Genomic DNA, 20,048 nt, shown 5'->3' with positions numbered 1-20,048 from the left:
GCTAACAATGCTTGCCGAACAGCGCAAGCCCACCCGTGAAGAGACGCTCGCGGCGACGCGTAAGTCTAAAGTTGACAAGGTTGTGCATCACCTCAAAAAACAGTTGGGTAAACCTTACGTCTTTGGCGGCGTCTCGCCGGCGCGCGGCTTCGACTGTAGTGGGCTGGTGTTCTATGCCTACAACAAAGTGCTGAGTAATAAATTACCCCGCACCACCAAAGCCATGTTCCATGACAAACGCTTGATGCGGGTAAAAACCGCAAACTTGCGCCAGGGGGATTTGCTGTTCTTTCGCAGCAAATTACGCGGTCAGGTCGATCATGTCGGTGTTTATCTGGGTAATAACCGCTTTATCGAAGCGCCGCGCACCGGGTTGAATATCCGTATCAGCCATTTTCTTGATGATTACTGGCAGGATCACTACCTCGGCGCGCGCCGTATTCTGACAGGCAAACGCGTGATCTGAACTCACGCTTCCAGCGCGTTATGAATTGCTTCGCCCAACTGCTTGATCACCTCGCGATTAGCCTCGGTTAGCGGTAGGGCGCAATTCAGGCGCAGGCAGTTACGGTACTTACCGGACGCGGAGAATAACGAGCCGGGCGCAATCTGGATTTTCAGGCGGCACAGCGCGCGGGAAACACAGACCATATCGACGGTTTCCGGCAACTCAACCCACAGTAGATAACCGCCTTGCGGGCGTGTTACGCAGATACCGCAGGGAAAATACTGGCGCACCCAGCAGGTGTAAGTTTCCAGTTGCTGCTGATAAACCTGGCGCATACGCCGCACATGTCGATGGTAGTGGCCGTCGCGAATAAACGCTGCAACCGCCAGTTGTGTTCCCGGCACATTAGTGCCGATGGCGGCATACTTTTTATGCAGCACCCGATCCAGATAACGGCCTGGCGCAATCCAGCCGACGCGCAGACCCGGTGCCACGGTTTTGGTGATGGAACTGCACAGCAGCACGCGACCATCAATATCATAGGATTTTATGGTACTGGGACGCGGATATTCGGCTGCCAGCTCGCCGTAAATATCGTCTTCAAAAATCACGATGTCGTGGCGCTGCGCCAGCGCCAGCACGGCCTTTTTCCGTGCGTCCGGCATGATAAACCCGAGCGGGTTATTGCAGTTCGGCACCAGAATCACGCCCTTAATGGGCCACTGTTCCAGCGCCAGCTCCAGAGCTTCTACGCTGATGCCGGTTTCGGGATCGGTCGGAATTTCAATGGCTTTAATATCCAGACCACGCAGCAACTGCATCGTGCCGTAATACGAGGGGGATTCAACGGCGACAATATACCCCGGCTGGCACACCGCCAGCAAAGCGAGCGCCAGCGCCGGGTGGCAACCGCTGGCGATGACAATATCGTCGGCGCTGACCGATGCGCCGCCGTCCAGCATCAGCCGGGCGATTTGCTCACGCAGTTCACGGCGGCCTGGCAGCGTGTCGTAGCTTAACGCATCCATTACCTGGTGTTGGGCGATACGGCTCATCTCACGCCACAACGGTTTAAGGGTTGGCTGGGTGATATCCGGCGCGCCGCCGCCAAACGCAGCAATCGCTTTATCGGTGCGCGCATCCAGCAGCGTCAGCACTTCATCCCACTGCGTGACTTCTACCGGCCTCTGTACCGGGCGCGACATCGCCGGCACGGGCGGCTTTGCTTTGCGCGGTGCGACAAAATAGCCGGAACGCGGCTGGGGCGTTATCAGTTGCAGGCTCTCCAGCACCTGGTAAGCCTGTTGCACGGTGCTGATACTCACGCCGTGTTCCTGACTCAGGCTGCGCACTGACGGCAGTTTTTCGCCGTGGCGATACAATCCCTGTTCAATGCGTTCTGCCAGCAGCGTGGCCAGATGTTGGTAGCGTGTCATGCTGTATCCTTAAAGTTCACCATACAGATTTAAGAACCAGTACAGATTGGCGTGAAATTCGCGATTCAGACGTTGTTTTAAGCGATCTGTATGTTAAAGAAAAGTGATTTCTGAATCTGTATTGTAATGGGTGAGAACGGCGAAGATAGAGCTCTTTTCAGGCGAGGAGAGCACCATGGAATTTTTTGAAAATCGACCCAACCGCCCGTTTTTCGGGTTTGTTTTACTGTGGCGCAAACTGCAACGGCTGCATGAACGCGTGAAAACGCGGCGGCTGCTGCGCGCATTAAGCGACGAGCAGCTAAAAGACCTGGGGTTACGCCGCAGTGAACTGTGATAAGTGCGATAACGCGCGGAGATAACATCTTGTTATTTCCGCCCAACCGGCGTTGGGCTATGCTTAGCTCCACAACCTGAAGGGAGAAAGCGCATGCACTTTATGAACGAAGACGACGAGAAAAAAGAGAAAGAGACCGGTAACGTCTCACAGCTGATGCAGCAAAAACTGCTGGATGCCCGCTCGATCATTATCTCTGGCGAGATCAACCAGGCGCTGACAGAAAAAGTAGTCACCCAGTTACTGCTGTTGCAGGGCATCAGCGATGCGCCGATTAAAATCTATCTCAACAGCCAGGGCGGTCATGTTGAAGCGGCGGATACCATTCATGACATGATTAAGTTCATCACCCCGGAAGTGCACATCATTGGCACCGGCTGGGTGGCAAGCGCCGGGATCACCATCCTGCTGGCGGCTAAGAAAGAGCACCGTTATTCGCTGCCGAACACCCGCTTTATGATCCATCAACCGCTGGGTGGCGTTCGCGGCCAGGCAAGCGACATTGAAATCGAAGCGAAAGAGATCATCCGCACGCTGGAGCGCGTTAACCGCATGATTGCTGACGCGACCGGCCAGCCGGTGGACAAAGTGAAGCAGGATACCGACCGCAACTACTGGATGAACACCAAAGAAGCCATTGATTACGGCATCGTTTCCCGCGTGGTCAAATCCTACGGTGAGCTGAATCTGGATTAAGTTTGTTCGCGACCTTGAGGCGAGAATTTTTTCTCGCCTTTTTTCTCTTCACGCCCGCCAAAATACACTTCTCCCTGACACATAATTTCTGCACACTGTGCGCATTTCTCATTACGGAGTGATGGCATGAAAAGCAGTATCAAAGCGGCGCTGGTGATGACAGCAACGCTAAGTGCGCCCGTGCTGGCAGAGCAAAGCGGCGTCTCGTTTGACCATAAAGACTGGGAAGTGGTTTGCGATAACACCCTGACCTGCCGCGCCGCAGGTTACAGCGCGGAAGAAGAAGCCACCGGTTCGGTGTTGATCACGCGAAAAGCCGGGCCAGACACGCCGGTGACCGTTGATGTGGTGCTGGCAGAAATGGACGCCGATGAAACCACGCAGCAGGCAAAACTCAGCCTGTGGATCGAGGGTAAATCACAGGGTGAAATCTCCACCGAGGATAACGATAGCTGGCGCTTATCCGATGCGCAGGCGCGCAGCATGATCGATGCCGTGAAAGGTAGCGGTAAAGTCGAATTCAAAGGCGGTGCGAAACCGTTTGTGCTCTCCGGAGACGGCGCATACGCCGTGTTGCTGAAATTTGATGACGTGCAAGGGCGCGTGGGCACACCTGGCGCGCTGAGTAAAAAGGGCGATAAAGCGGAAAGCTCGGTGACGCCTGCCGTTGCTGCGCCGGTGATTCAGGCGGTGGAAGTGAAAGGCGGCGAAGATCGCACGCTCACCAAAGCCGAAACCGCAGCGCTGAAACCGCGTTTGCTGGCGGCGCTCACCAGCGGTAACGAGTGCGATCGCCTTGTCTCCCCGCAGGAACCGGTTATCGACGGCGATAACGACATTACCCTGACGCCGCTGGATGGCAAACAGGTGCTGATTTCCACCCTTTGCTGGCGCGGGGCGTACAACGAAGGTTATGGCTACTGGGTGGTGGATAAAGCGCTCAAGGAAACGCCGCAATTTATTACTAACTCCGCGTCTGATTACAGCGATGGCGTGATCTCGTTGGGCCAGCGTGGTCGCGGCATTGGTGACTGCTGGGCTTCAGCGGAGTGGGTCTGGGACGGGAAAACTTTCCGCAAGAGCAGCGAATCCACTTCCGGCATGTGCCGCTATGTGCGTGCGGGCGGCACCTGGGATCTGCCGGAATTCGTCTCGGAAGTGAAAGAGGCGAAGTAATTTGCAGCTCCGTGAACGCTGTATTCAACGCTTTTGTTGAGTCCAGCGTTTTTCTTTCCATGGTCTGAGTACAACGCATGTTAAATAGCCTCAACCACCTGACCCTGGCGGTTAGCGACCTTGCCCGCAGCGTCGATTTTTATCATCAACTTCTTGGCCTGAAACTCCATGCGCGCTGGGACAATGGCGCTTATCTCACCTGCGGTGAATTGTGGCTTTGCTTATCGCTCGACGCGCAGCGCCAGTATGTAGCGCCAACACAAAGTGACTACACCCATTATGCGTTCAGCGTTGATGAGCGCGATTTCGCCCGCTTTGTTACTCGCCTTGAGCAGGCTGGCGTGGTGAGCTGGAAAGCGAACAACAGCGAAGGCGACTCCTGCTATTTCCTCGATCCCGACGGACACAAGCTCGAAGTGCATGTCGGCAACCTTGCCCAGCGGCTGGCGGCCTGCCGCGAGAAACCTTATAAGGGAATGGTGTTTTTTGATTAGGCTTTCGCAATCTATGCTCTTTGCCATCCGTGTTTCTTGATACTTACCAGGATAACTATTATCGTACCCCGTCTGTGAAACGAGGGGATCGCCATGACTGAAGATGAACTGTTCGCCCGCCGACCGCTGGGTATGCGTATGGCGATGGTTGTGCGCCAGTGGCGCGCCACTATCGATCACGCATTGAGCGACACGGGCATCACGCAGTCGGGCTGGACGGTACTGATGCAGCTTCACCAGTTAGGGGATAACGTCTCCGTCAGCGAACTGGCGGAAGTGCAGGGCATTGAGCTGCCGCCGTTGATGCGCACGCTGACACAACTGGAAAACCAGCGGCTGATTGTGCGTACGACATCGCCGTACGACAAGCGCATTCGTCTGCTGGCGCTTACCGCTGAGGGGACGCGTATGCTGGGTAAAATCACGCAAGTGATCGAAGCCTGCCAACAGCGGGCTGCGGAAAATATTCCGCCAGCGGATCTGCTCGCCTTTAGCGACACATTGAATCAAATCGCCTGTAATTTGCGTGTGATGCGCGAAGAAGACAACAACACCGAATAAGAAAATCATGACGCCAGAACAAAAGTTTGCCCGCTGGGTAAGGGTGAGTATTGCCTCTTTCCTGCTGATGTTTGTCTATTTTATCGTTGCCGATATCTGGATCCCGCTGACGCCGGACTCCACCGTCATGCGCGTGGTCACACCGGTTTCCGCCCGCGTTTCCGGCTATGTCGCGCAAGTGTACGTGCAGAACAACGGTCTGGTGAAGAAGGGCGATTTGCTGTTCGAACTGGATGCCACGCCGTTTAATAACCAGGTGGAAGCCGCGCAAATCGCGCTGGCACAAGCAAAGCTCACCAATCAACAACTGGATGCGCAAATCGTTGCCGCGCAGGCCAGCCTGAAGACCGCGCAGCTTACCGCGCAAAACGATCGGGTGACCTTCGAGCGCTACCAGAACCTGAGTGCGATGCACAATGTTTCGCAGTCCGACCTTGATAAAGTGCGCACCACCTGGCAGAGCAGCGTGCAGTCGGTGAATAACCTGAATGCCTCAATTGATGCGCTGAATATTGAGCGTGGCGATCGGGATGACGCCCGCAACGTGACGCTGCAAAAATACCGCAATGCTCTGCAACAAGCACAACTGAACCTGAGCTGGACGCAGGTTCGCGCCGAAGCCGATGGTGCCGTGAGTAACCTGCAATTAAGCCCCGGATTTTATGCCGCGACCGGTACAGCCGCGCTGGCACTGGTGCATGATAAAACCGATATCGTGGCGGATTTCCGTGAGAAGAGCCTGCGCCACACGCGCGTTGGCACCGATGCGGCGGTGGTGTTTGATGCGCTGCCGGGTCATGTGTTCAAGGCTCATGTTACCAGCAGCGATGCCGGGGTACTGGCCGGGCAACAGGCGGTGAACGGCGAGCTTTCTGAACCGCAAACCTCTAATCGTTGGGTGCGTGACGCGCAGCGTATGCGTATCCACGTGGCGCTGGATGAACCGTTGCCGAAACAGCTGCCAACCGGCGCACGCGCCACGGTGCAGTTGTATAACAGCGAAGGGGTATTTGCGCGTTTCTTCTCGGGCCTGCAAATCCATCTGGTGAGCCTGTTGCACTATGTCTATTAATACGCTGGCGCGGGTTTTCACGCCTCACGGCAATATCGTTTACACGGCGAATGACTTTCGCCAGACGCTGCGCATTGTCTTTGCCGGCATGATTGCGCTCAGCGTGTCGAGTTTTTATAACACCCAGTACGGCGTGTTTTACGTGGTCTACCCGGTGATGCTGTTATCGCTGGTACCGGTGTTCAACCGCCATGTGGCGAAACAGTTCATCTTCAGCGCGGTGATTAACTGCATCGAAATGGTGTTTATCATCGGCTATTTGTCGCGTTGGCCGGTGATCATGACGCTGGTGGTATTTGCACTGTACGTGATGCGTTTTCGCTTTATGAGCAAAGGTGCGCTGTTTCTGTTTGGCTCGGCGGGTGTGGTTTGTCAGAGTACGATGCTTAACTTTATGAGCTACCCCTCAAGCGACTGGCACACGCTGCTGTTTTCCAATATTGAAGCCAGCATCATGGCGGTGGCGCTGAGTGCGCTGATGAACTATCTGATCCCGGATGTCGAGCCGCGCACGCGTCCGCCGATGATCGAGAAAAACGCTGCGCGCGTGCGCCACGAATCACTGCTTTCCGGCACTGTAGCGACAATGATCTTCGTGGTATTTCAGCTGAGCGATTTGAGCGATTCGTTATCCGCGCTGATGGCCGGCATCTTGATCCTGTTTCCGATGCATTATCGCGGCGCGGTGATGAGCTCTGTGTGGCGCGTGGTCGGCGTGGTGCTCGCCTGCCTCTATATCCTGCTGGTGCAGTTGATCCTCTACAACCACAGTAGCCATATGCTGCTGATGATGCCCCTGATTGGCCTCGGGCTGGCGTTCAGCGCGCGGCTGCATGTGATGGAAAAAGTCGGCGCAGGCGTTGGTTTTGCCAGTGTGACCACCATCGGCATTATGTTTGGGCAGAACCTGCATCCGGACACGGATTTGGTATTCAGCGATCTCTATCGCATCGTTTCCGTGACGGTGGCGCTGCTGGCGACGTTAACCATGATCTATCTGGTACATCTGATCCTGAATCGCTTTGAAGCCACACGGTTTGTGATTGAGGAACAGTAAGCGGTAATGCGCCCGAAAACTCAGTGTCTTTCGGGCGCTAAGTCATTGCGCCGCAGCGATTTTACAGGCCGTTTACAGCGTCCGCTCGTTATTCCACTCGTGTGAATTCGTCACCGTCACAGCGATAAACCGCCTCTGTGACATTGGGCATCAGCCATTGATTAACCGCTTCCGCTTCGCTGTGAAAACGGATGCATAACCCGCAGCCGCCTTTGAGCTGGCGCGGAATATCCTGCACGCGAAAAGCGATCCCCGCCGTTTGCATCGCTTTGCGCGTTTGCAGTACGCCGGGTGTGGAGTGAAACAGCAATACATATTCCGTCATTAGCGTTTCCTCTGCCGCTGGCCGATTAACGCCGCGCCCAGCGCGCCCGCGTACTGGGCGTCGTCATGGGTAAAAACATCGCTGGCAAGATGCCCGGCCAACATGCGGCGGAAAGTGGCACAGTGGCTGACGCCGCCGGTAAACAGCAACGGTCCTTGCGTGGAAAGCCGCGAGATAAAGTGCGCGCTGCGCCGCGCCATGGCGTTGATCACTCCGGCGAGAATCGCTTCCGGCGCGATGCCTGCCGAGCGCAGGCTGATCACTTCGGATTCGGCGAACACCGTACACATGCTGGTTAGCGGATGCGGCTCCACGCCGTCGGTGATGGCGTCCAGGTGTTCCACCTGCGTACCCAGCGTGCGCGAGATAACGTCCAGAAACCGCCCGGTTCCGGCGGCGCATTTGTCATTCATCAGAAAATCGGTGAGATTGCCCTGCTCATCCAGGGCGATCACTTTGCTGTCCTGCCCGCCAATGTCGATCACCGTGCGTGTTTGCGCGAGCAGCAAACGTGCCCCGAGTCCGTGGCAGGATATTTCGGTGACTTGTTTATCGGCAAAATCGACCAGTTGCCGTCCGTAACCGGTGAGTGTCAGAAAGGGTTTTTCATCGAGCCCTGCGCGCAGCGTTTCCCACGCGTCGACAATCGATGTCGCCGGGCGAAACGAGGTCGGGCACAGGAAGCGCCGCACAATCGTCTCGCCCTCGAGCAAAATGCCTTTGGTGGTGGTCGAGCCGGAATCAATACCAACGGTAAACGTCACGCCCGCTCCTTATAACATCTCGATAAACGCGGCAACGCGGGTGCTGAGCTGCCCGATATCCGATGTCGAATAATCCGTTTCAATCGCCATATAGGGAATGTTGTGCTGCTGGCGAACATGGCGTTTGATGGAAAGCGACTCCACCGCGTAGGTGTGGCAGGCCTGCAAAATCACATCGATAACGCCATCGGCCTGGTATTCGTCAACCATCTGGCTGAGCAGTTTCAGGCGCTCATCATTAGGGGAGATACAGGAGCAGCCGATCGCCAGATATTTGTCGGTCAGTGCGTCGTAAACATCGCCGCTCTCCTCCACGCAGCGCTCGGTCGCTTTTGCGCCGGTACAGTTTTCATAGCCCACCACCCAGCCGCCGTTCTCTTCAATGGCACGCACCACTTTTTCCGCCGCGCCACCAATCGGGCAACCCGTTATCAAAATGCGTGGGCGAGGATCCAGCCGTTTACCCGCTTGCCACTCGTCGCGGATCCGCGCAGCCATAGTGTTAAGCTCGTCGATCAGCGCTTCTTTATCAAAACGGAAGGTCGCGCCGTACACCACTTTCAGGATATCCGCGCCGCTGAGCGCAGGCGGGTTGAGCTGTCCAACGCGGTAGAAATTCGCCAGCGCCTGGCGTTCGCGGTTTTTCAGCGCGATGGCCTCGCGCAGCGCTGCTTCGCTAATCGGCTGGCCAAAACGTTGCTCAATCGCGTGCTGTAAACGCAGGATCTCTGCTTTCCACAACGCGCGGGAAGCGGCGTCTGCTGCGCTGTTTGGCAACTGCATGACATGGACCGCTTTGAACTCCGCCATGTATTCATACATTTTCTTTTTGCCGTCGCAGGTGGTTTCACCCACCACCAGATCGGAAAAATAGAAGTAGGGACATTTGTCGGTTTTGCCAAAGCCGTAGCTGCTTTTGATCAGCGGACAGAGGTTGCGCGGCAGATCTTTTTCCGCCTCTTCAATGGTTTCATCATTGGTTGAACAGAGGGAAACCACCACCGCGCCGGCGGCCATGGCAATCTCTTGCGGCATAAACGTGCAGTAGGTGCCAACCAGCGGGATCCCTTGTTCTTTAAGATCCATCACGGTGAGAAAACCTTTCTGGCGGGCTTCAGAAAACTGTTCGAAAACATCTGGCAGGGCGGTGATAAGCGACATAATTTTCCTTCCCCGTGACACGGGAGAGAATGAAAAGAGGCCGCATTATAGGCATGCAAAAAGTGTGGAGATATTGATCTCCGGCGGATGAAAAGGGGAAAAACTGTTTTCAGTCCGGTCAGATTATTTTTTTGAGATCCATCTCTTCCTGAATACGCTCGCTGTAGAGCGCATGTGTGCGAATCGCTTCGTCGATGCCTGCGTTGTAGAAAGCCGGGCCAATCTGTTCGGCAATGAAATCGATAAAGAACTCGGCATCAAACTGCTCCAGTTCCAGCTCAAAATTCTGCTCACAATAGGTCTGCAACTTTCTGCGTAACTGCTCGCGTTCGCTGGTGGTGAGGGTAATGTCGGCCATCGTTTCTCCTGGCAAATTAGAAAGCGCTCACGTACAGCAGCGCGGGCAACTGCGACAGTAAGTAGAGGATCAGGCCGATCGTTCCGCCGACGAGCGTGCCGTTGATGCGGATAAATTGCAGATCTTTACCGATATTCAGCTCGATTTGCTGTGACATATCCCGCGCGTCCCAGCTTTTCACCGTGTCGCTGATATGGCGGGTAAGAAACGCGGCGAACTCCGGCGCCACGCGGTGCGCGGCTTGTTCCAGATGTTCATTCAACGAGGCGCGCAGCGCGCCATCCGCCAGCAGTGTTTCGCCGAACCACAGGCCCGCGTCGGTGATGCGTTTTTGCATCCGCGAATCGTCAGACTGCATATCCGCTTTCATCCAGTTACGCAGATCTGCCCACATCTCGCCAACGTAGCGGTTAAACGTCTCGTCGTTTTTCAAATACTCTTTGATGTTTTCCGCACGCTCGGCCATTTCCGGATCGCTTTTCAGATTGGCGATCAGCTTCATAGTGGCGCGATCAAACGCCTGGCGGATCTGATGTGTGCTGTCGGCATTGACGTCGTCGAGCAGCGAATTGACCGCCTCGGAAACCCAGTCGGCACTCTGCTCGCCCAGCCATTCGGTGGGCAGGATCTTCGCTTTCATCGGGTGATCGGTTTTCAGCCAGTGCACAATCTGACGGGCAATAAAGTCGCGGCTGCTTTGCCGCTGCAGCAGGGCGATCAATTGCGCAATTAAGGTATCCAGCAGCTTTTGGTGGCGATTGTTGCGGGTCAGGCTTTCCAGCAACAGGGCGCTGGTTTCGGTGAGATCCACTTTGTCGATGGCTTTGTGCACCGCGCGGCGTAACAGACGCTGAATGCGGCTGTCGTCGGCCATCTCGAGAAAGCCGCTCATCACCTGCAACAGATGCACGCCCACGCGCTGCGCGTTTTCGGGCTGGCTGAACCAGACGCCGATCATCTGCGCGGGCTGGTGGCGATGAATTAACGCCACCAGCGATTGGGTATCAAGAAATTTTTCCTGCACGAACTGGCCGAGATTGTCGCCAATCCGCTCTTTATTACGCGGGATAATCGCCGTATGGCGGGCAATAAACGGGAACGGCACGCGGTGAAACAGCGCGACCACCGCGAACCAGTCCGCCAGCGCGCCGACCATCGCCGCTTCGGCAATGGCTTTCACCCCGCTTACCCAGAAGTTGGGCGGCAGGAACAGTGTGGTGATAAATGTCGCGGCCGCAACCAGCAACAGCGACAGCGCCAGACGCTTGGCGCGCTTAAGTTCTGCGAATTTTTTCATGGTTTAAGCATATAACCCAACGCCGGGTTCTTGCAAAAGGTTAAATCCTAAGCAGATTACGCAGCATGCTCCACAAAATCGACACCCCAAACACCATTAACACCGCGCCTGCGACGCGCTCGATCCACCACACGCTTTGGCTCAGCCGCTGTTGTACGGCGGGTTGACCAATTAGCGATACCATGGCCAGATCCCACACCAGAACGACCATCACCATCCACACGCCGCTCACCGATTGCTGGAGCAGCGTGACGTCCGGGCCGAGCAGGGCAGCCATGAGTGCAAGGTAAAACAGCGCGTTTTTGGGGTTGAGCAGTGCGGAGCCAAGCCCGAGTAAAAACTGTTTTCTCAGGCTCGGGCACGGCTGACGGGTTTCACTGACGCTAAGCGCCTGCGCGCGGCTGCGCAAAAGGTGCCAGCCAATCCACAGTAAATAGATCGCGCCCAGCAGTTCAATGGCGCTAAAGAGCACCGTGAACTGGCGTAGCGCGCTCGCACCGATAATCACTATCAGAATATAAAAGGCGTTGCCTGCGGCGATGCCCGCGCACAACCCGGCGCTGCCGCGCAGGCGATAGCGGATCGCAAAGCCCATTAACAGAAAAAAATCCGGACCGGGGCTAAGCAGGGCGACAAAATGTGCCAGTGCCAGCGCCGGAAACGCGGTGGGAAACAACGCCATAGTGATCTCCACAAAAAAAGTGAAGCTCACCTTAGCGGCGCGTCGGCGCTATTTATTGTCGGATATTGATCGGCCACACGCGTACTGGCGCGGCGTGGCGGCGGTGTAGCTCACAAAGGTTCGGTGAAAATGGCTTTGATCGGCAAACCCGCTCTGGTAGCCGACATCCGCCAGCGTATCGCCCGCGCGCAGGCGGCTTTTGGCAAACTCAACGCGCGCGATATTCAAAAAGCTGCCCGGCGTCAGGCCGGTGTCCTGCTTGAAGGTGCGGATTAACGTCTCTTTGCGCAGGGAAAAGGCGCTGGCCAGCGCATCAAGCGTTGGCGGTTGCTGCAAATCGTGGGTCAATGCCGCCTGCACCTGCTGGCTTACGGGGCGCAGCGGCGCGCAGTGATGCGAACCGCGAGGTAAAGCGCTGAGAAAGGCATCAAGTGCGGCGGGTAATAGTGGCGTGTCGTCACGCTCAATCAACGCCACGATACGCAGATACAACTGGAATAACATAGGGTCGCGAATTACCTGTTGTTGGCTGTTTTCATGCGGCAGGTAAAGCATATGGTAGCTGCGTGGCTGCCCATAAAGAGGGTTACAACTGTGGGGTGCGTGCGGTGGAATGACCATCAGATCGCCCGGCTGGAGCAGGTATTCCTGCCCGTTGCAGAGGCAGCGGGTTTGCCCCTCAACAATCGCGCCGATTGATAGCTCCGTATGGCGATGGCGCTTATAGGCTTGCTGGCTGCGCCAGGTACTGCGCAGCTCGACGCCCGGTAACGCCAGTGGGCGGCAAAATGATTGCTGTATATCGCGCGTCATCGACATGTTATGCCTCATTTGGTTGGCTTTCTGGTATACCACACCCCTTTATTTGTCGCGAAAGGCATTATGCAGAAGCCGCCACATATGGTGGGCGGCTGGCGTAAAGCGCCGATCGGAGTTGCGCAGTAGGTGGCACTGAGCGCTACTGGCGATGGGATGATCGAGCGGTACGGCGACCAGCGCGCCAAGGCGAATGGGATCGGCGGCGGCATAAGCGGTCATAAACGAGATGCCCAGTCCCGCCTGGCTTAGCCCCATCGCGGTGGAGAACTGATTGCAGCGATATGCCGGATGAAATTGCAAACCCTGGCTTTTGAACATGGCATTCATATGGCGCTGCAGGCCGAAGTTTTCCGTCAGGGCTATTAATGGATGGTCGACCAGCTCTTCAATGGTGATACTTTGCCGCTGCGCGATAGGGTGTTGAGGCGAGACCACGGCACAGATTGGTCCCCACTGAAAGCTGTGGCGCTTGAGCTCCGGCGTACCGATTGGGCCAAAGGCCAGCGCCATATCCGCTTCGCCGCTGACAATATCGTTGAGCATTTCCTGCATGCTGCCCACCACGATATCGACAAAAACCTGCGGGTACGACCTGGCAAACTCGCGCATTACCCCTTCGATAAAGGCAGTGATCAGCCCGCCGCCAATGCGCACCGAGATTGTCCCACCGCGCATATGGCGCAGATCTTTTAACTGGCTTTCCAGCTTTTCACGCCGCTGGCGGCTGGCAAAATAGTCCTCTGCCAGCAGGCGTCCCGCCTCGGTTAACACCACGTTACGCCCGCGCCGCTCCAGCAGCGGGAGCTGGAGTGAACGCTCCAGTTGCGCGATTTGGCGGCTGACCACCGAGGGGTTAACACCAAGGATATCCGCCGCGCGACGAATCCCGCCCTGATTACCCACTTCATATAAATAACCCACCTGCTTGTCCTGGAACATCCGCCACATTCCTTCTCAACTGTTGACCTGAAAGCAACAATAACACCATTAAGCGGATATTTATCATCCGGATTGAATAGTGATAATCGAAATAACTGGCTTGTTTTGTGAGTGAAAGAAAATGAAAAACTGAATCTGCATTATTGCACCAAAAGGGTGCCCAATAACGGTGAGAAATTATTTTATTAGAATGTTCTTAACACTTAATTAAATAATTTTTTAGTTACTTTGCTTTCTATTCTCGGTATTTCACGGGAAGGTTTTTTATTGCGTAATTATTCGCGGTAAAAGGTTTTTATTTTAGCGTCGGGCTATTCAGGCACGGATCCTGCTTAGTAATAAGTCATTGTCATCTAATTATTTCAAAGAGAGATGTTATGAGTGAATCGAAAACGCTGGAGCAACCCGCGAAAGAGCACGCGGAAGAGTGGAAAGTCGGGCCAGGCGCCTGGATCTCGTTGGTCATTGTTCTGCTGGTTTTTTCCGGCTTCTTTTTCAAAGTCGAGGGGATGGCGTGGCTGGGCGCGTTTGACTTTACCACGCTGGGTGGCGCGTTCGGCACCATGAAGTCACCGGAAACTAACACCTTTATCGGTAGCGGTGGTATCAGCGCGAAGGCCGGTTTCCTGTTTGCGCTGTCGCTGGTGCCAACGGTAATGCTGGCGCTGGGGTTGCTGGAGATTTTTACCCATTACGGCGCGATCCGCGCGGCGCATAAATTGCTGACACCCTTGCTTAAACCACTACTGGGTATTCCGGGTTATACGGGGCTGGCGCTGATTACCGACCTGCAAAGTACCGATGCCGGGGCGGCATTAACCAAAGAGTTATATGACAGCGATAAAATTACCCGTAAAGACGTGGTGATTATGGGTTCATGGCAATATTCCGGCGCGGGCTTAATCAATAACTATTTTTCGATTGGCTCGGCGATGTTCGCGTCATTAACCATCCCGATTATTGTTCCGCTGGTTTTAATGTTTGTCCTTAAATTCGTGGGCGCAGCCGTGGTTCGTCTGGCATTAAATACTGTTTATAAGCGAGATTTCGACAATGAATAATTCCGCAAAAGTCTCTGGTAATCCGTTCGATATTTTCGTTATTGGTGCGCGTAAAGGTTTTAATATCGCCATTAATAATCTGATGCCCAATGTATTAATGGCCTACGTGATTGCCGAAATGCTCAATTTACTCGGCGTGATGCAGATTATTGGTCATCTTTGCGCGCCGTTAATGGGGCTGTTCGGTCTGCCGGGGGAAGCGATTACCGTGTTGCTCACTGCCTGGCTTTCGTCTTCGGCGGGAACCGGCGTGGCAGTCAGCCTGCTCAGCAAAGGCCAGCTTGATATGGGGCAAATCACCATTCTCGCGCCCGCCATCTTTTTAATGGGTTCGCAGCTACAGTATATGGGCCGCTTGTTGGGCGTTGCCGATGTGCCGAAGAAGTACTGGCCGCTACTGATGGCGGTCAGCATTCTCAATGCCGTAATCGCCATGCTGATTATGCGCGTTATTGCCTGAGTACCAAGGAGTCAGACGTGTCACGCACACTTGAGCATTTTAATTACCTGCATCAGATCCCGGAACTCGGGTTCGAAGAGTATAAAACCTCCGCTTATATCGCCGGGGTACTGGAGGCGGCGGGCTATAAGGTCACGCGCCAGGTCAATAACACGACCGGCATTGTCGCGGTGCTGGACAGCGGTAAACCGGGGCCAGTACTGGCGCTACGCGCCGATATGGATGCGCTTGGGCATATTATCAATGGTGAGCATGTCGCGCGTCACACCTGTGGTCATGATGGACACTCCACGGTGGTGCTGACCACGGCGCAGGAAGTCATCGCCGAAGGATTAGTGAAAAAGGGTAAGTTGAAGTTCATCTTCCAGCCCGCAGAGGAACTGGGTACTGGCGCGATTGCACTGACGGAGGCTGGCGTGCTGGACGATGTCGACATGCTGCTTGGTTTCCACCTGCGTCCGCTGGAAGAGTGCCCGATGGGCCAGGCGGTGCCGGCCATGTATTACTCGGCGTCTGCCACGGTTGAAGTGATCTTCCACGGCAAAGCAGCGCACGCGGCGCGGCCCCATTTAGGTGTGAACGCGCTGGACGCGGCTGCTCACGCTGTGCAGGCGGTAAACGGTATTCATCTTGCGCCATCGCTCACCTGGAGCGCCAAAGCGACGCGTTTTCTCTGCGACGCCGGGGTGACCAACTCGATTCCTGACAACGCGCTGGTGTGCTGGGATCTGCGTGCGGCGGAAAACGACGCCATGGATGCGTTGAAACCGCAGGTCATTCGCGCCATTGAAAGCAGTGCGGCGGCTTACGGCGCGCGGGCTGAGATCCGCATTCTGAAAGAGATGCCTGCGGCGATCATTGATGACGAGGCAACCGAGGTGGTTTCCCGCGCCATCCGCAGCGTGTTTGGCGATACCGGTCTGACCGCGCCAAAATCGACACCCGGCAGCGAGGACTTTTTCCACTACCTGCGCCTGCGCCCACAGGTGAAAGGCGGTTTCTGGGGGCTCGGTGCCAACCTGATGCCGGGTCTGCATCACCCGGAGATGCACTTTGACCGCGACGCGCTGGCGCTCGGCGTTAAAGTGTTTAAAGCCTGTGTGCAGGATGTGCTGGGCTGATTTTATGGCTTCCAGCGGCGAAGCGTGGTTTCCTGTTCATAGGGCATCGGCGTGGGCCAGGTAATAAACTCGACGATGCTGCCCCAGGGCGTGCGGCCATAGCAAAAGCGGTTGCCTGCGCCTTTCTCCGTGGGAAAACCTAGCGGCTGCGGCGTGGTAAACACCTCGCCGCCCGCAGCTTTAAAGCGTTGCAGCGCAGCGTCGATATCATCGCTATAGACCGCAAAATGCTGCAGACCAAAATCGCTGGCCCGCAGCGGCTCGCGCTGTTCTGGCCCGTGCATTTCGAAAAGTTCGATGCCGGGGCCGTTCTGAAGTTTGAGCATGCGTATGGATGTGATTGTCGTACCCGGCACGAGGCGCAACGTTTTTTGCTGCGCCTCGTTATCAAGATCTTCATCTTCTGGCGAGACGGACTGATAAATCAGCTCTGCGCCCAACGCTTCAATCAGAAAACGGGTTGCCTCTTCAATATCCGGGACGGTGATACCAATATGATCGATGCCGCGAATGCTCATGTTTCCTCCTGTGAATTGCTCTTTTTAAAGCATAGAACAGATGCGGGTCGTACTTTTTGTGGCTACAATGTAGCTACAAATACTCAGGAGGTTTTATGGATTCCATTATTAGATCGCGTATCGACAGCGATTTAAAAGCCCGCGCCGGTTCAGTGCTTGAGAGCTGTGGCCTGAACTGGAGTACCGCCATTCGGCTTTTTGCCGAGCAAATCGTGAAAACGGAAGGTATTCCGTTTGAAGTCACGCGCAAACCCACGGCAAGACTGCGCAAAGCAATGGCTGAAACAGACGAAATCCTCGCACATCAAAATGGACGCTTTGATGGTATTGACCAACTTATGGACAGCTTAAACGATGGGAAAGAGTAAACGCGCACCACTGCCTTACCGTTCCGATTATACGAAAACCTTTATGAAAGCCTGGGAGCGCTATAACCGGGCTGGCCGGAGAGATATGCATGAAACCGCTGCGGTAATGTCGCTAGTTCTCTCCGGTAATCCTCTCCCCGCACAATATAACGATCACGCGTTAACTGGCGATATGTTGGGTTTTCGTGAATTGCATATTGGTGGAGATTATTTATTGGTTTACCGCATTAATAAAGAGAAGCATTTAGTCGTGTTTACCGATATTGGCACTCATGCGGAATTGTTTGAATAATATTGCTCAATATAGTCAGGGCACCGATTAGATGCCCCGGGATGATTATTTCACGGCAATAACAATGCAGCCGTTTGTCACTTTTACATCAAGCTGAGCGCCAATTTTAAAACCCACTTTCTCCAGCCAGTCGCCCGCAATACGAATTGCCGGGGATTGGTTCATTTTTGGATGACGGGTCACATAACTCACCGTTAAATTCCGCGTTTTAAAAGAAGGCACTTCTGAATCAACATAAAGCCCATTAGAATGCAAAACAGTCATAGTCGCTATTCTCTCTTAATAGTGATTGTGATTAGCGGTGCGGATGTGCTCCAACACATTCGTACCGCGCTAAAAACATGTACATAACAACAGGAAATAACAACAAAATCCACATGTAAATAGACTGAAAAAAAAGAAAAATAATGCGAACAAACTCGAAAAAAAGATAAAAAAAAGCGGCTGGTTAGCCGCTTTGATGTTTTAAAGGGGGAAGGATTAATTTATTGCTGCATCGGTAAGCGCGTCAGCGAGGTGGAGCTGGGTTTGTTGATTAGAGCGAATTTGGGAGATTAAACTATTACATGTTGAGATTAATTTCATGGTTTTGTTGTGAATTCTGGATTGTTCACTTTTCGATAATAATGGAAATAATGTCATCTCCAGTTGTTTAGTTGAAATGTGTGGGATTCCATTGCTTCGGCCAGGAGTAATAGCATTCAAGAAATAAAATGAATTCAGCCAATTAGTCAAAAAGGTATTTGAAACTATTCCAGCATAACAGTTGAATTTTGCAACCCGTTGAAGCAGGAGACAGGGTAAATCTGAGCGGGAAATGATAGCATACTTCAAGCCACTATTAATAATAGGACGATCTAAAGATATAACGATGTCATTTTCTGATAATATAAACTTCTCGAAATCTTTTAATAGGTTATCCGAAATGTATACTGTTTCTTTCCAGTTTATGGTGCCGTGAGAAATGTTAGCATTCCTCAATAAACGTACCCCATTAGAGCTAAAATTCTCACTTTTGAAAGCATAGCCATTAAGAAAATAAAAAAGAGTTCCCAGACGACACCATTCCCAACCCTCCGGTAATTCAAACGGTTTTTCGTCGTCGCTTATCGGCGGTAACGGTTTTTGCTTTTTAATTTTCCCGTCTTTAATCAGCTGTTCTTTTTCCTGTGCGATACGTTTTAGCAGTGCAGAAGCGGGTTCATCATTGGAATCTTGCGGTACCAGTTTGCCCATCACCGCCAGTTGCAGAATGGTTTGTTTTAACGCGTCAATACTGGCTTCGGTGGTAAACAGCGTGTCGAAATGTTCGCTGATACGCGCCCAGTTATTGGTCAGTTCTGCGGCATTCTGGCTATCAGTCAGCGTGGCGAGCAGGGTTTCTACCAGCTGCTGATGTGCGTCCAGACTGGTCAGGGAGTGTTGTTCCAACTGGTCGCAGAGAGTCATTAATTGTATAAATCTTTCTACTATTCGATCTTGCTCCTGAGCAGGAGGAACAGGTAAAGGATAATTTTCAAAAAATTGGCGCGGAACACGCTTCTGACCCGCTGAACCTGTCATTTTTGATTCGCCAGTCAGAAGAAAATTAGGAGATTTGAAGATTAGTAAAATAAACTGACGATTAATAAATTGAGCGTAAGGTCGAGCGACATGAAGTTCAGTTGTTCCAACGCCAATTCCATTAATTAATCCTGAAAATATAGCGGCCTTACTATTCTCAAAACAAGGTGTAATTTTGGCAATAGCCAAATCCCCATTTGCAAAATGGGTGTAACCTTTTTTTACCTCTGCCCATTTCTTCGTTTCAAACTCATGAGCTCCGTCGAAACGAGTGGATATGCAAGGCATAGGAACGAATGAGATTTCTTGTTCATCGTTTTCGACTTCTATTTTGGGGTTGATCTCAGCAATCGTATTAAGCGTTGTCCATTCCCACCCATCCGGCAGTTCAAACGGTTTTTCTTCTTCGCTAATTTCCGGCAGCGGTTTCTGTTTTTTAATTTTCCCCTGCTTTACCAGCTCTGCTTTTTCCGCCGCGATACGCTTTAACAGCTCCGAGGCCGGTTCATCGTTTGGATCCTGCGGCACAAGCTTGCCGCGTACCGCCAGCTCAAGAATTAACTCGCGCAGTTTTTTGATGCCATAGAGATCGATTTTCCCCGAACTGCCGCGCCCGGCGGTAGAACGCGTTTGCAGCGCAGAGGTCCAGGTATCGATATGATCGGTGATCAGCTTTTCAACCGTCATCAATTCACCTCCTTGCCGGACAGCGCCGCGCCAAGAATATCGCGCAGTTGATTACGCAGATTCTGGATCTCTTCCTGCTGCTTTTCATATTGCGCAAGAAGCTTGTCCGGATTGTGACTGATGGTTTCCGCCTGATGCGGATTTTTAATATCGAGGTTGTAGTTACGGGCGATGACATCCTCAATGCTTACTTTCCAGGCCTGCTTGTTCTCAACGCGACTGGCAAAGCCGTCAGCTTCATTGCCCCACCAGTCGATCTCAGCCTGGAATTCCTCAAACTTCATCGGCCTGGTTTTGCTGTAATTCTTCACGCCATCCGGATAGGGATGTTCATAGAACCAGATCTGTTTGGTCGG

Annotated in this window: 26 protein-coding genes; 13 read left to right on the top strand and 13 right to left on the bottom strand. The window is 53.6% G+C overall.

The genetic code is table 11. The annotated features are described in order from the left end of the window. Positions 1-7 precede the first annotated feature (7 nt). Positions 8-466 (top strand): C40 family peptidase, encoded by a 459-nt coding sequence (locus tag ACFX4U_RS23280; RefSeq protein WP_234455750.1) that lies wholly within the window; start codon positions 8-10, stop codon positions 464-466. Between the two features lie 2 nt (positions 467-468). Here ACFX4U_RS23280 and ACFX4U_RS23275 read toward each other — a convergent pair whose 3' ends face one another. Further along, on the bottom strand, positions 469-1,884 hold the full coding sequence (locus tag ACFX4U_RS23275) for a PLP-dependent aminotransferase family protein (protein WP_313507821.1): 1,416 nt from the start codon (positions 1,882-1,884) through the stop codon (positions 469-471). Between the two features lie 175 nt (positions 1,885-2,059). On the opposite strand from ACFX4U_RS23275, the gene ACFX4U_RS23270 reads away from it, so the two are divergent. From ACFX4U_RS23270 to ACFX4U_RS23240, 7 genes are all read left to right on the top strand, one after another. After that, the gene (locus ACFX4U_RS23270) at positions 2,060-2,221 is read left to right on the top strand and encodes a DUF1127 domain-containing protein (protein ID WP_017457790.1); all 162 of its coding nucleotides are present in this window, start codon (positions 2,060-2,062) and stop codon (positions 2,219-2,221) included. Positions 2,222-2,323: 102 nt separating this feature from the next. Beyond that, the gene (locus tag ACFX4U_RS23265; protein ID WP_370568908.1) at positions 2,324-2,917 is read left to right on the top strand and encodes an ATP-dependent Clp protease proteolytic subunit; all 594 of its coding nucleotides are present in this window, start codon (positions 2,324-2,326) and stop codon (positions 2,915-2,917) included. Positions 2,918-3,043: 126 nt separating this feature from the next. Beyond that, positions 3,044-4,093 carry a DUF1176 domain-containing protein gene (locus ACFX4U_RS23260; protein WP_313507820.1) on the top strand — a complete coding sequence of 350 codons (1,050 nt, stop codon included), beginning with the start codon at positions 3,044-3,046 and terminating at the stop codon, positions 4,091-4,093. A 77-nt stretch (positions 4,094-4,170) separates the two neighbouring features. Next, positions 4,171-4,587, top strand: coding sequence for a FosA family fosfomycin resistance glutathione transferase (locus ACFX4U_RS23255; protein ID WP_313507819.1), 417 nt, complete (start codon positions 4,171-4,173; stop codon positions 4,585-4,587). A 93-nt stretch (positions 4,588-4,680) separates the two neighbouring features. Further along, positions 4,681-5,148, top strand: a complete 468-nt coding sequence (locus ACFX4U_RS23250) for a MarR family transcriptional regulator (protein WP_313507818.1) — start codon at positions 4,681-4,683, stop codon at positions 5,146-5,148. 4 nt (positions 5,149-5,152) lie between these two features. After that, positions 5,153-6,220 (top strand): HlyD family secretion protein, encoded by a 1,068-nt coding sequence (locus ACFX4U_RS23245; protein ID WP_349350660.1) that lies wholly within the window; start codon positions 5,153-5,155, stop codon positions 6,218-6,220. Further along, positions 6,210-7,277 carry a DUF2955 domain-containing protein gene (locus tag ACFX4U_RS23240; RefSeq protein WP_017457796.1) on the top strand — a complete coding sequence of 356 codons (1,068 nt, stop codon included), beginning with the start codon at positions 6,210-6,212 and terminating at the stop codon, positions 7,275-7,277. The genes ACFX4U_RS23245 and ACFX4U_RS23240 overlap by 11 nt, the downstream gene beginning before the upstream one ends. 88 nt (positions 7,278-7,365) lie before the next feature. Here the strand turns inward: ACFX4U_RS23240 and ACFX4U_RS23235 are convergent, their stop codons facing one another. From ACFX4U_RS23235 to ACFX4U_RS23200, 8 genes are all read right to left on the bottom strand, one after another. Continuing rightward, positions 7,366-7,602 carry a DUF3343 domain-containing protein gene (locus ACFX4U_RS23235; protein WP_313507817.1) on the bottom strand — a complete coding sequence of 79 codons (237 nt, stop codon included), beginning with the start codon at positions 7,600-7,602 and terminating at the stop codon, positions 7,366-7,368. Next, positions 7,602-8,366 carry a putative 2-hydroxyacyl-CoA dehydratase activator YjiL gene (gene yjiL, locus ACFX4U_RS23230; protein ID WP_313507816.1) on the bottom strand — a complete coding sequence of 255 codons (765 nt, stop codon included), beginning with the start codon at positions 8,364-8,366 and terminating at the stop codon, positions 7,602-7,604. Before yjiL ends, ACFX4U_RS23235 begins: the two co-directional genes overlap by 1 nt. 9 nt (positions 8,367-8,375) lie before the next feature. Further along, complete coding sequence (locus ACFX4U_RS23225; protein WP_313507815.1) at positions 8,376-9,527, bottom strand: double-cubane-cluster-containing anaerobic reductase; 1,152 nt, start codon at positions 9,525-9,527, stop codon at positions 8,376-8,378. 118 nt (positions 9,528-9,645) lie between these two features. After that, the gene (locus ACFX4U_RS23220) at positions 9,646-9,885 is read right to left on the bottom strand and encodes a DUF2164 domain-containing protein (protein WP_200553243.1); all 240 of its coding nucleotides are present in this window, start codon (positions 9,883-9,885) and stop codon (positions 9,646-9,648) included. Positions 9,886-9,901: 16 nt separating this feature from the next. Further along, positions 9,902-11,182 (bottom strand): DUF445 domain-containing protein, encoded by a 1,281-nt coding sequence (locus ACFX4U_RS23215; RefSeq protein WP_380218694.1) that lies wholly within the window; start codon positions 11,180-11,182, stop codon positions 9,902-9,904. 40 nt (positions 11,183-11,222) lie between these two features. Beyond that, positions 11,223-11,864, bottom strand: a complete 642-nt coding sequence (locus tag ACFX4U_RS23210) for a LysE family translocator (protein ID WP_313507813.1) — start codon at positions 11,862-11,864, stop codon at positions 11,223-11,225. A gap of 48 nt (positions 11,865-11,912) precedes the next feature. After that, complete coding sequence (locus tag ACFX4U_RS23205) at positions 11,913-12,683, bottom strand: AraC family transcriptional regulator (RefSeq protein ID WP_313507812.1); 771 nt, start codon at positions 12,681-12,683, stop codon at positions 11,913-11,915. Between the two features lie 42 nt (positions 12,684-12,725). Next, positions 12,726-13,622, bottom strand: coding sequence for a LysR substrate-binding domain-containing protein (locus ACFX4U_RS23200; RefSeq protein ID WP_313507811.1), 897 nt, complete (start codon positions 13,620-13,622; stop codon positions 12,726-12,728). A gap of 377 nt (positions 13,623-13,999) precedes the next feature. Between ACFX4U_RS23200 and ACFX4U_RS23195 the strand changes: the two genes are divergently transcribed. Genes ACFX4U_RS23195 through ACFX4U_RS23185 form a run of 3 tightly spaced genes read left to right on the top strand, consistent with a single transcriptional unit; the run spans position 14,000 to position 16,264 of the window. Next, the gene (locus tag ACFX4U_RS23195; RefSeq protein ID WP_313507810.1) at positions 14,000-14,683 is read left to right on the top strand and encodes a nucleoside recognition domain-containing protein; all 684 of its coding nucleotides are present in this window, start codon (positions 14,000-14,002) and stop codon (positions 14,681-14,683) included. Next, complete coding sequence (locus ACFX4U_RS23190) at positions 14,676-15,143, top strand: YjiG family protein (protein ID WP_020456432.1); 468 nt, start codon at positions 14,676-14,678, stop codon at positions 15,141-15,143. Before ACFX4U_RS23195 ends, ACFX4U_RS23190 begins: the two co-directional genes overlap by 8 nt. A gap of 17 nt (positions 15,144-15,160) precedes the next feature. Continuing rightward, a complete protein-coding gene (locus ACFX4U_RS23185) occupies positions 15,161-16,264 on the top strand; it encodes a M20 peptidase aminoacylase family protein (protein ID WP_313507809.1) in 1,104 nt (367 codons plus the stop codon). A gap of 2 nt (positions 16,265-16,266) precedes the next feature. Here ACFX4U_RS23185 and ACFX4U_RS23180 read toward each other — a convergent pair whose 3' ends face one another. After that, the gene (locus ACFX4U_RS23180; RefSeq protein WP_313507808.1) at positions 16,267-16,782 is read right to left on the bottom strand and encodes a VOC family protein; all 516 of its coding nucleotides are present in this window, start codon (positions 16,780-16,782) and stop codon (positions 16,267-16,269) included. 95 nt (positions 16,783-16,877) lie between these two features. Between ACFX4U_RS23180 and ACFX4U_RS23175 the strand changes: the two genes are divergently transcribed. Beyond that, entirely contained in the window at positions 16,878-17,150 is a 273-nt protein-coding gene (locus ACFX4U_RS23175; protein ID WP_313507807.1) for a type II toxin-antitoxin system RelB/DinJ family antitoxin, read from the top strand. After that, positions 17,137-17,442 carry a type II toxin-antitoxin system YafQ family toxin gene (locus tag ACFX4U_RS23170; RefSeq protein WP_305737179.1) on the top strand — a complete coding sequence of 102 codons (306 nt, stop codon included), beginning with the start codon at positions 17,137-17,139 and terminating at the stop codon, positions 17,440-17,442. The genes ACFX4U_RS23175 and ACFX4U_RS23170 overlap by 14 nt, the downstream gene beginning before the upstream one ends. Positions 17,443-17,487: 45 nt before the next feature. Here the strand turns inward: ACFX4U_RS23170 and ACFX4U_RS23165 are convergent, their stop codons facing one another. The 3 genes from ACFX4U_RS23165 to ACFX4U_RS23155 form a co-directional block, all read right to left on the bottom strand. After that, entirely contained in the window at positions 17,488-17,706 is a 219-nt protein-coding gene (locus ACFX4U_RS23165; protein ID WP_305737178.1) for a SymE family type I addiction module toxin, read from the bottom strand. A gap of 216 nt (positions 17,707-17,922) precedes the next feature. Beyond that, positions 17,923-19,692, bottom strand: a complete 1,770-nt coding sequence (locus ACFX4U_RS23160) for a restriction endonuclease subunit S (protein ID WP_313507805.1) — start codon at positions 19,690-19,692, stop codon at positions 17,923-17,925. Continuing rightward, positions 19,692-20,048, bottom strand: a 357-nt coding sequence (locus ACFX4U_RS23155; protein WP_380221053.1) for an N-6 DNA methylase, incomplete at its 5' end; no start/stop codon positions are given. The genes ACFX4U_RS23160 and ACFX4U_RS23155, both read right to left, overlap by 1 nt.

It is taken from the genome of Kosakonia sp. YIM B13588, from assembly GCF_042788165.1.
GTDB lineage: Bacteria > Pseudomonadota > Gammaproteobacteria > Enterobacterales > Enterobacteriaceae > Kosakonia > Kosakonia sacchari.
Note: the sequence above shows the minus strand (reverse complement) of the source record. Positions and strands in the feature narration are given on the sequence as shown.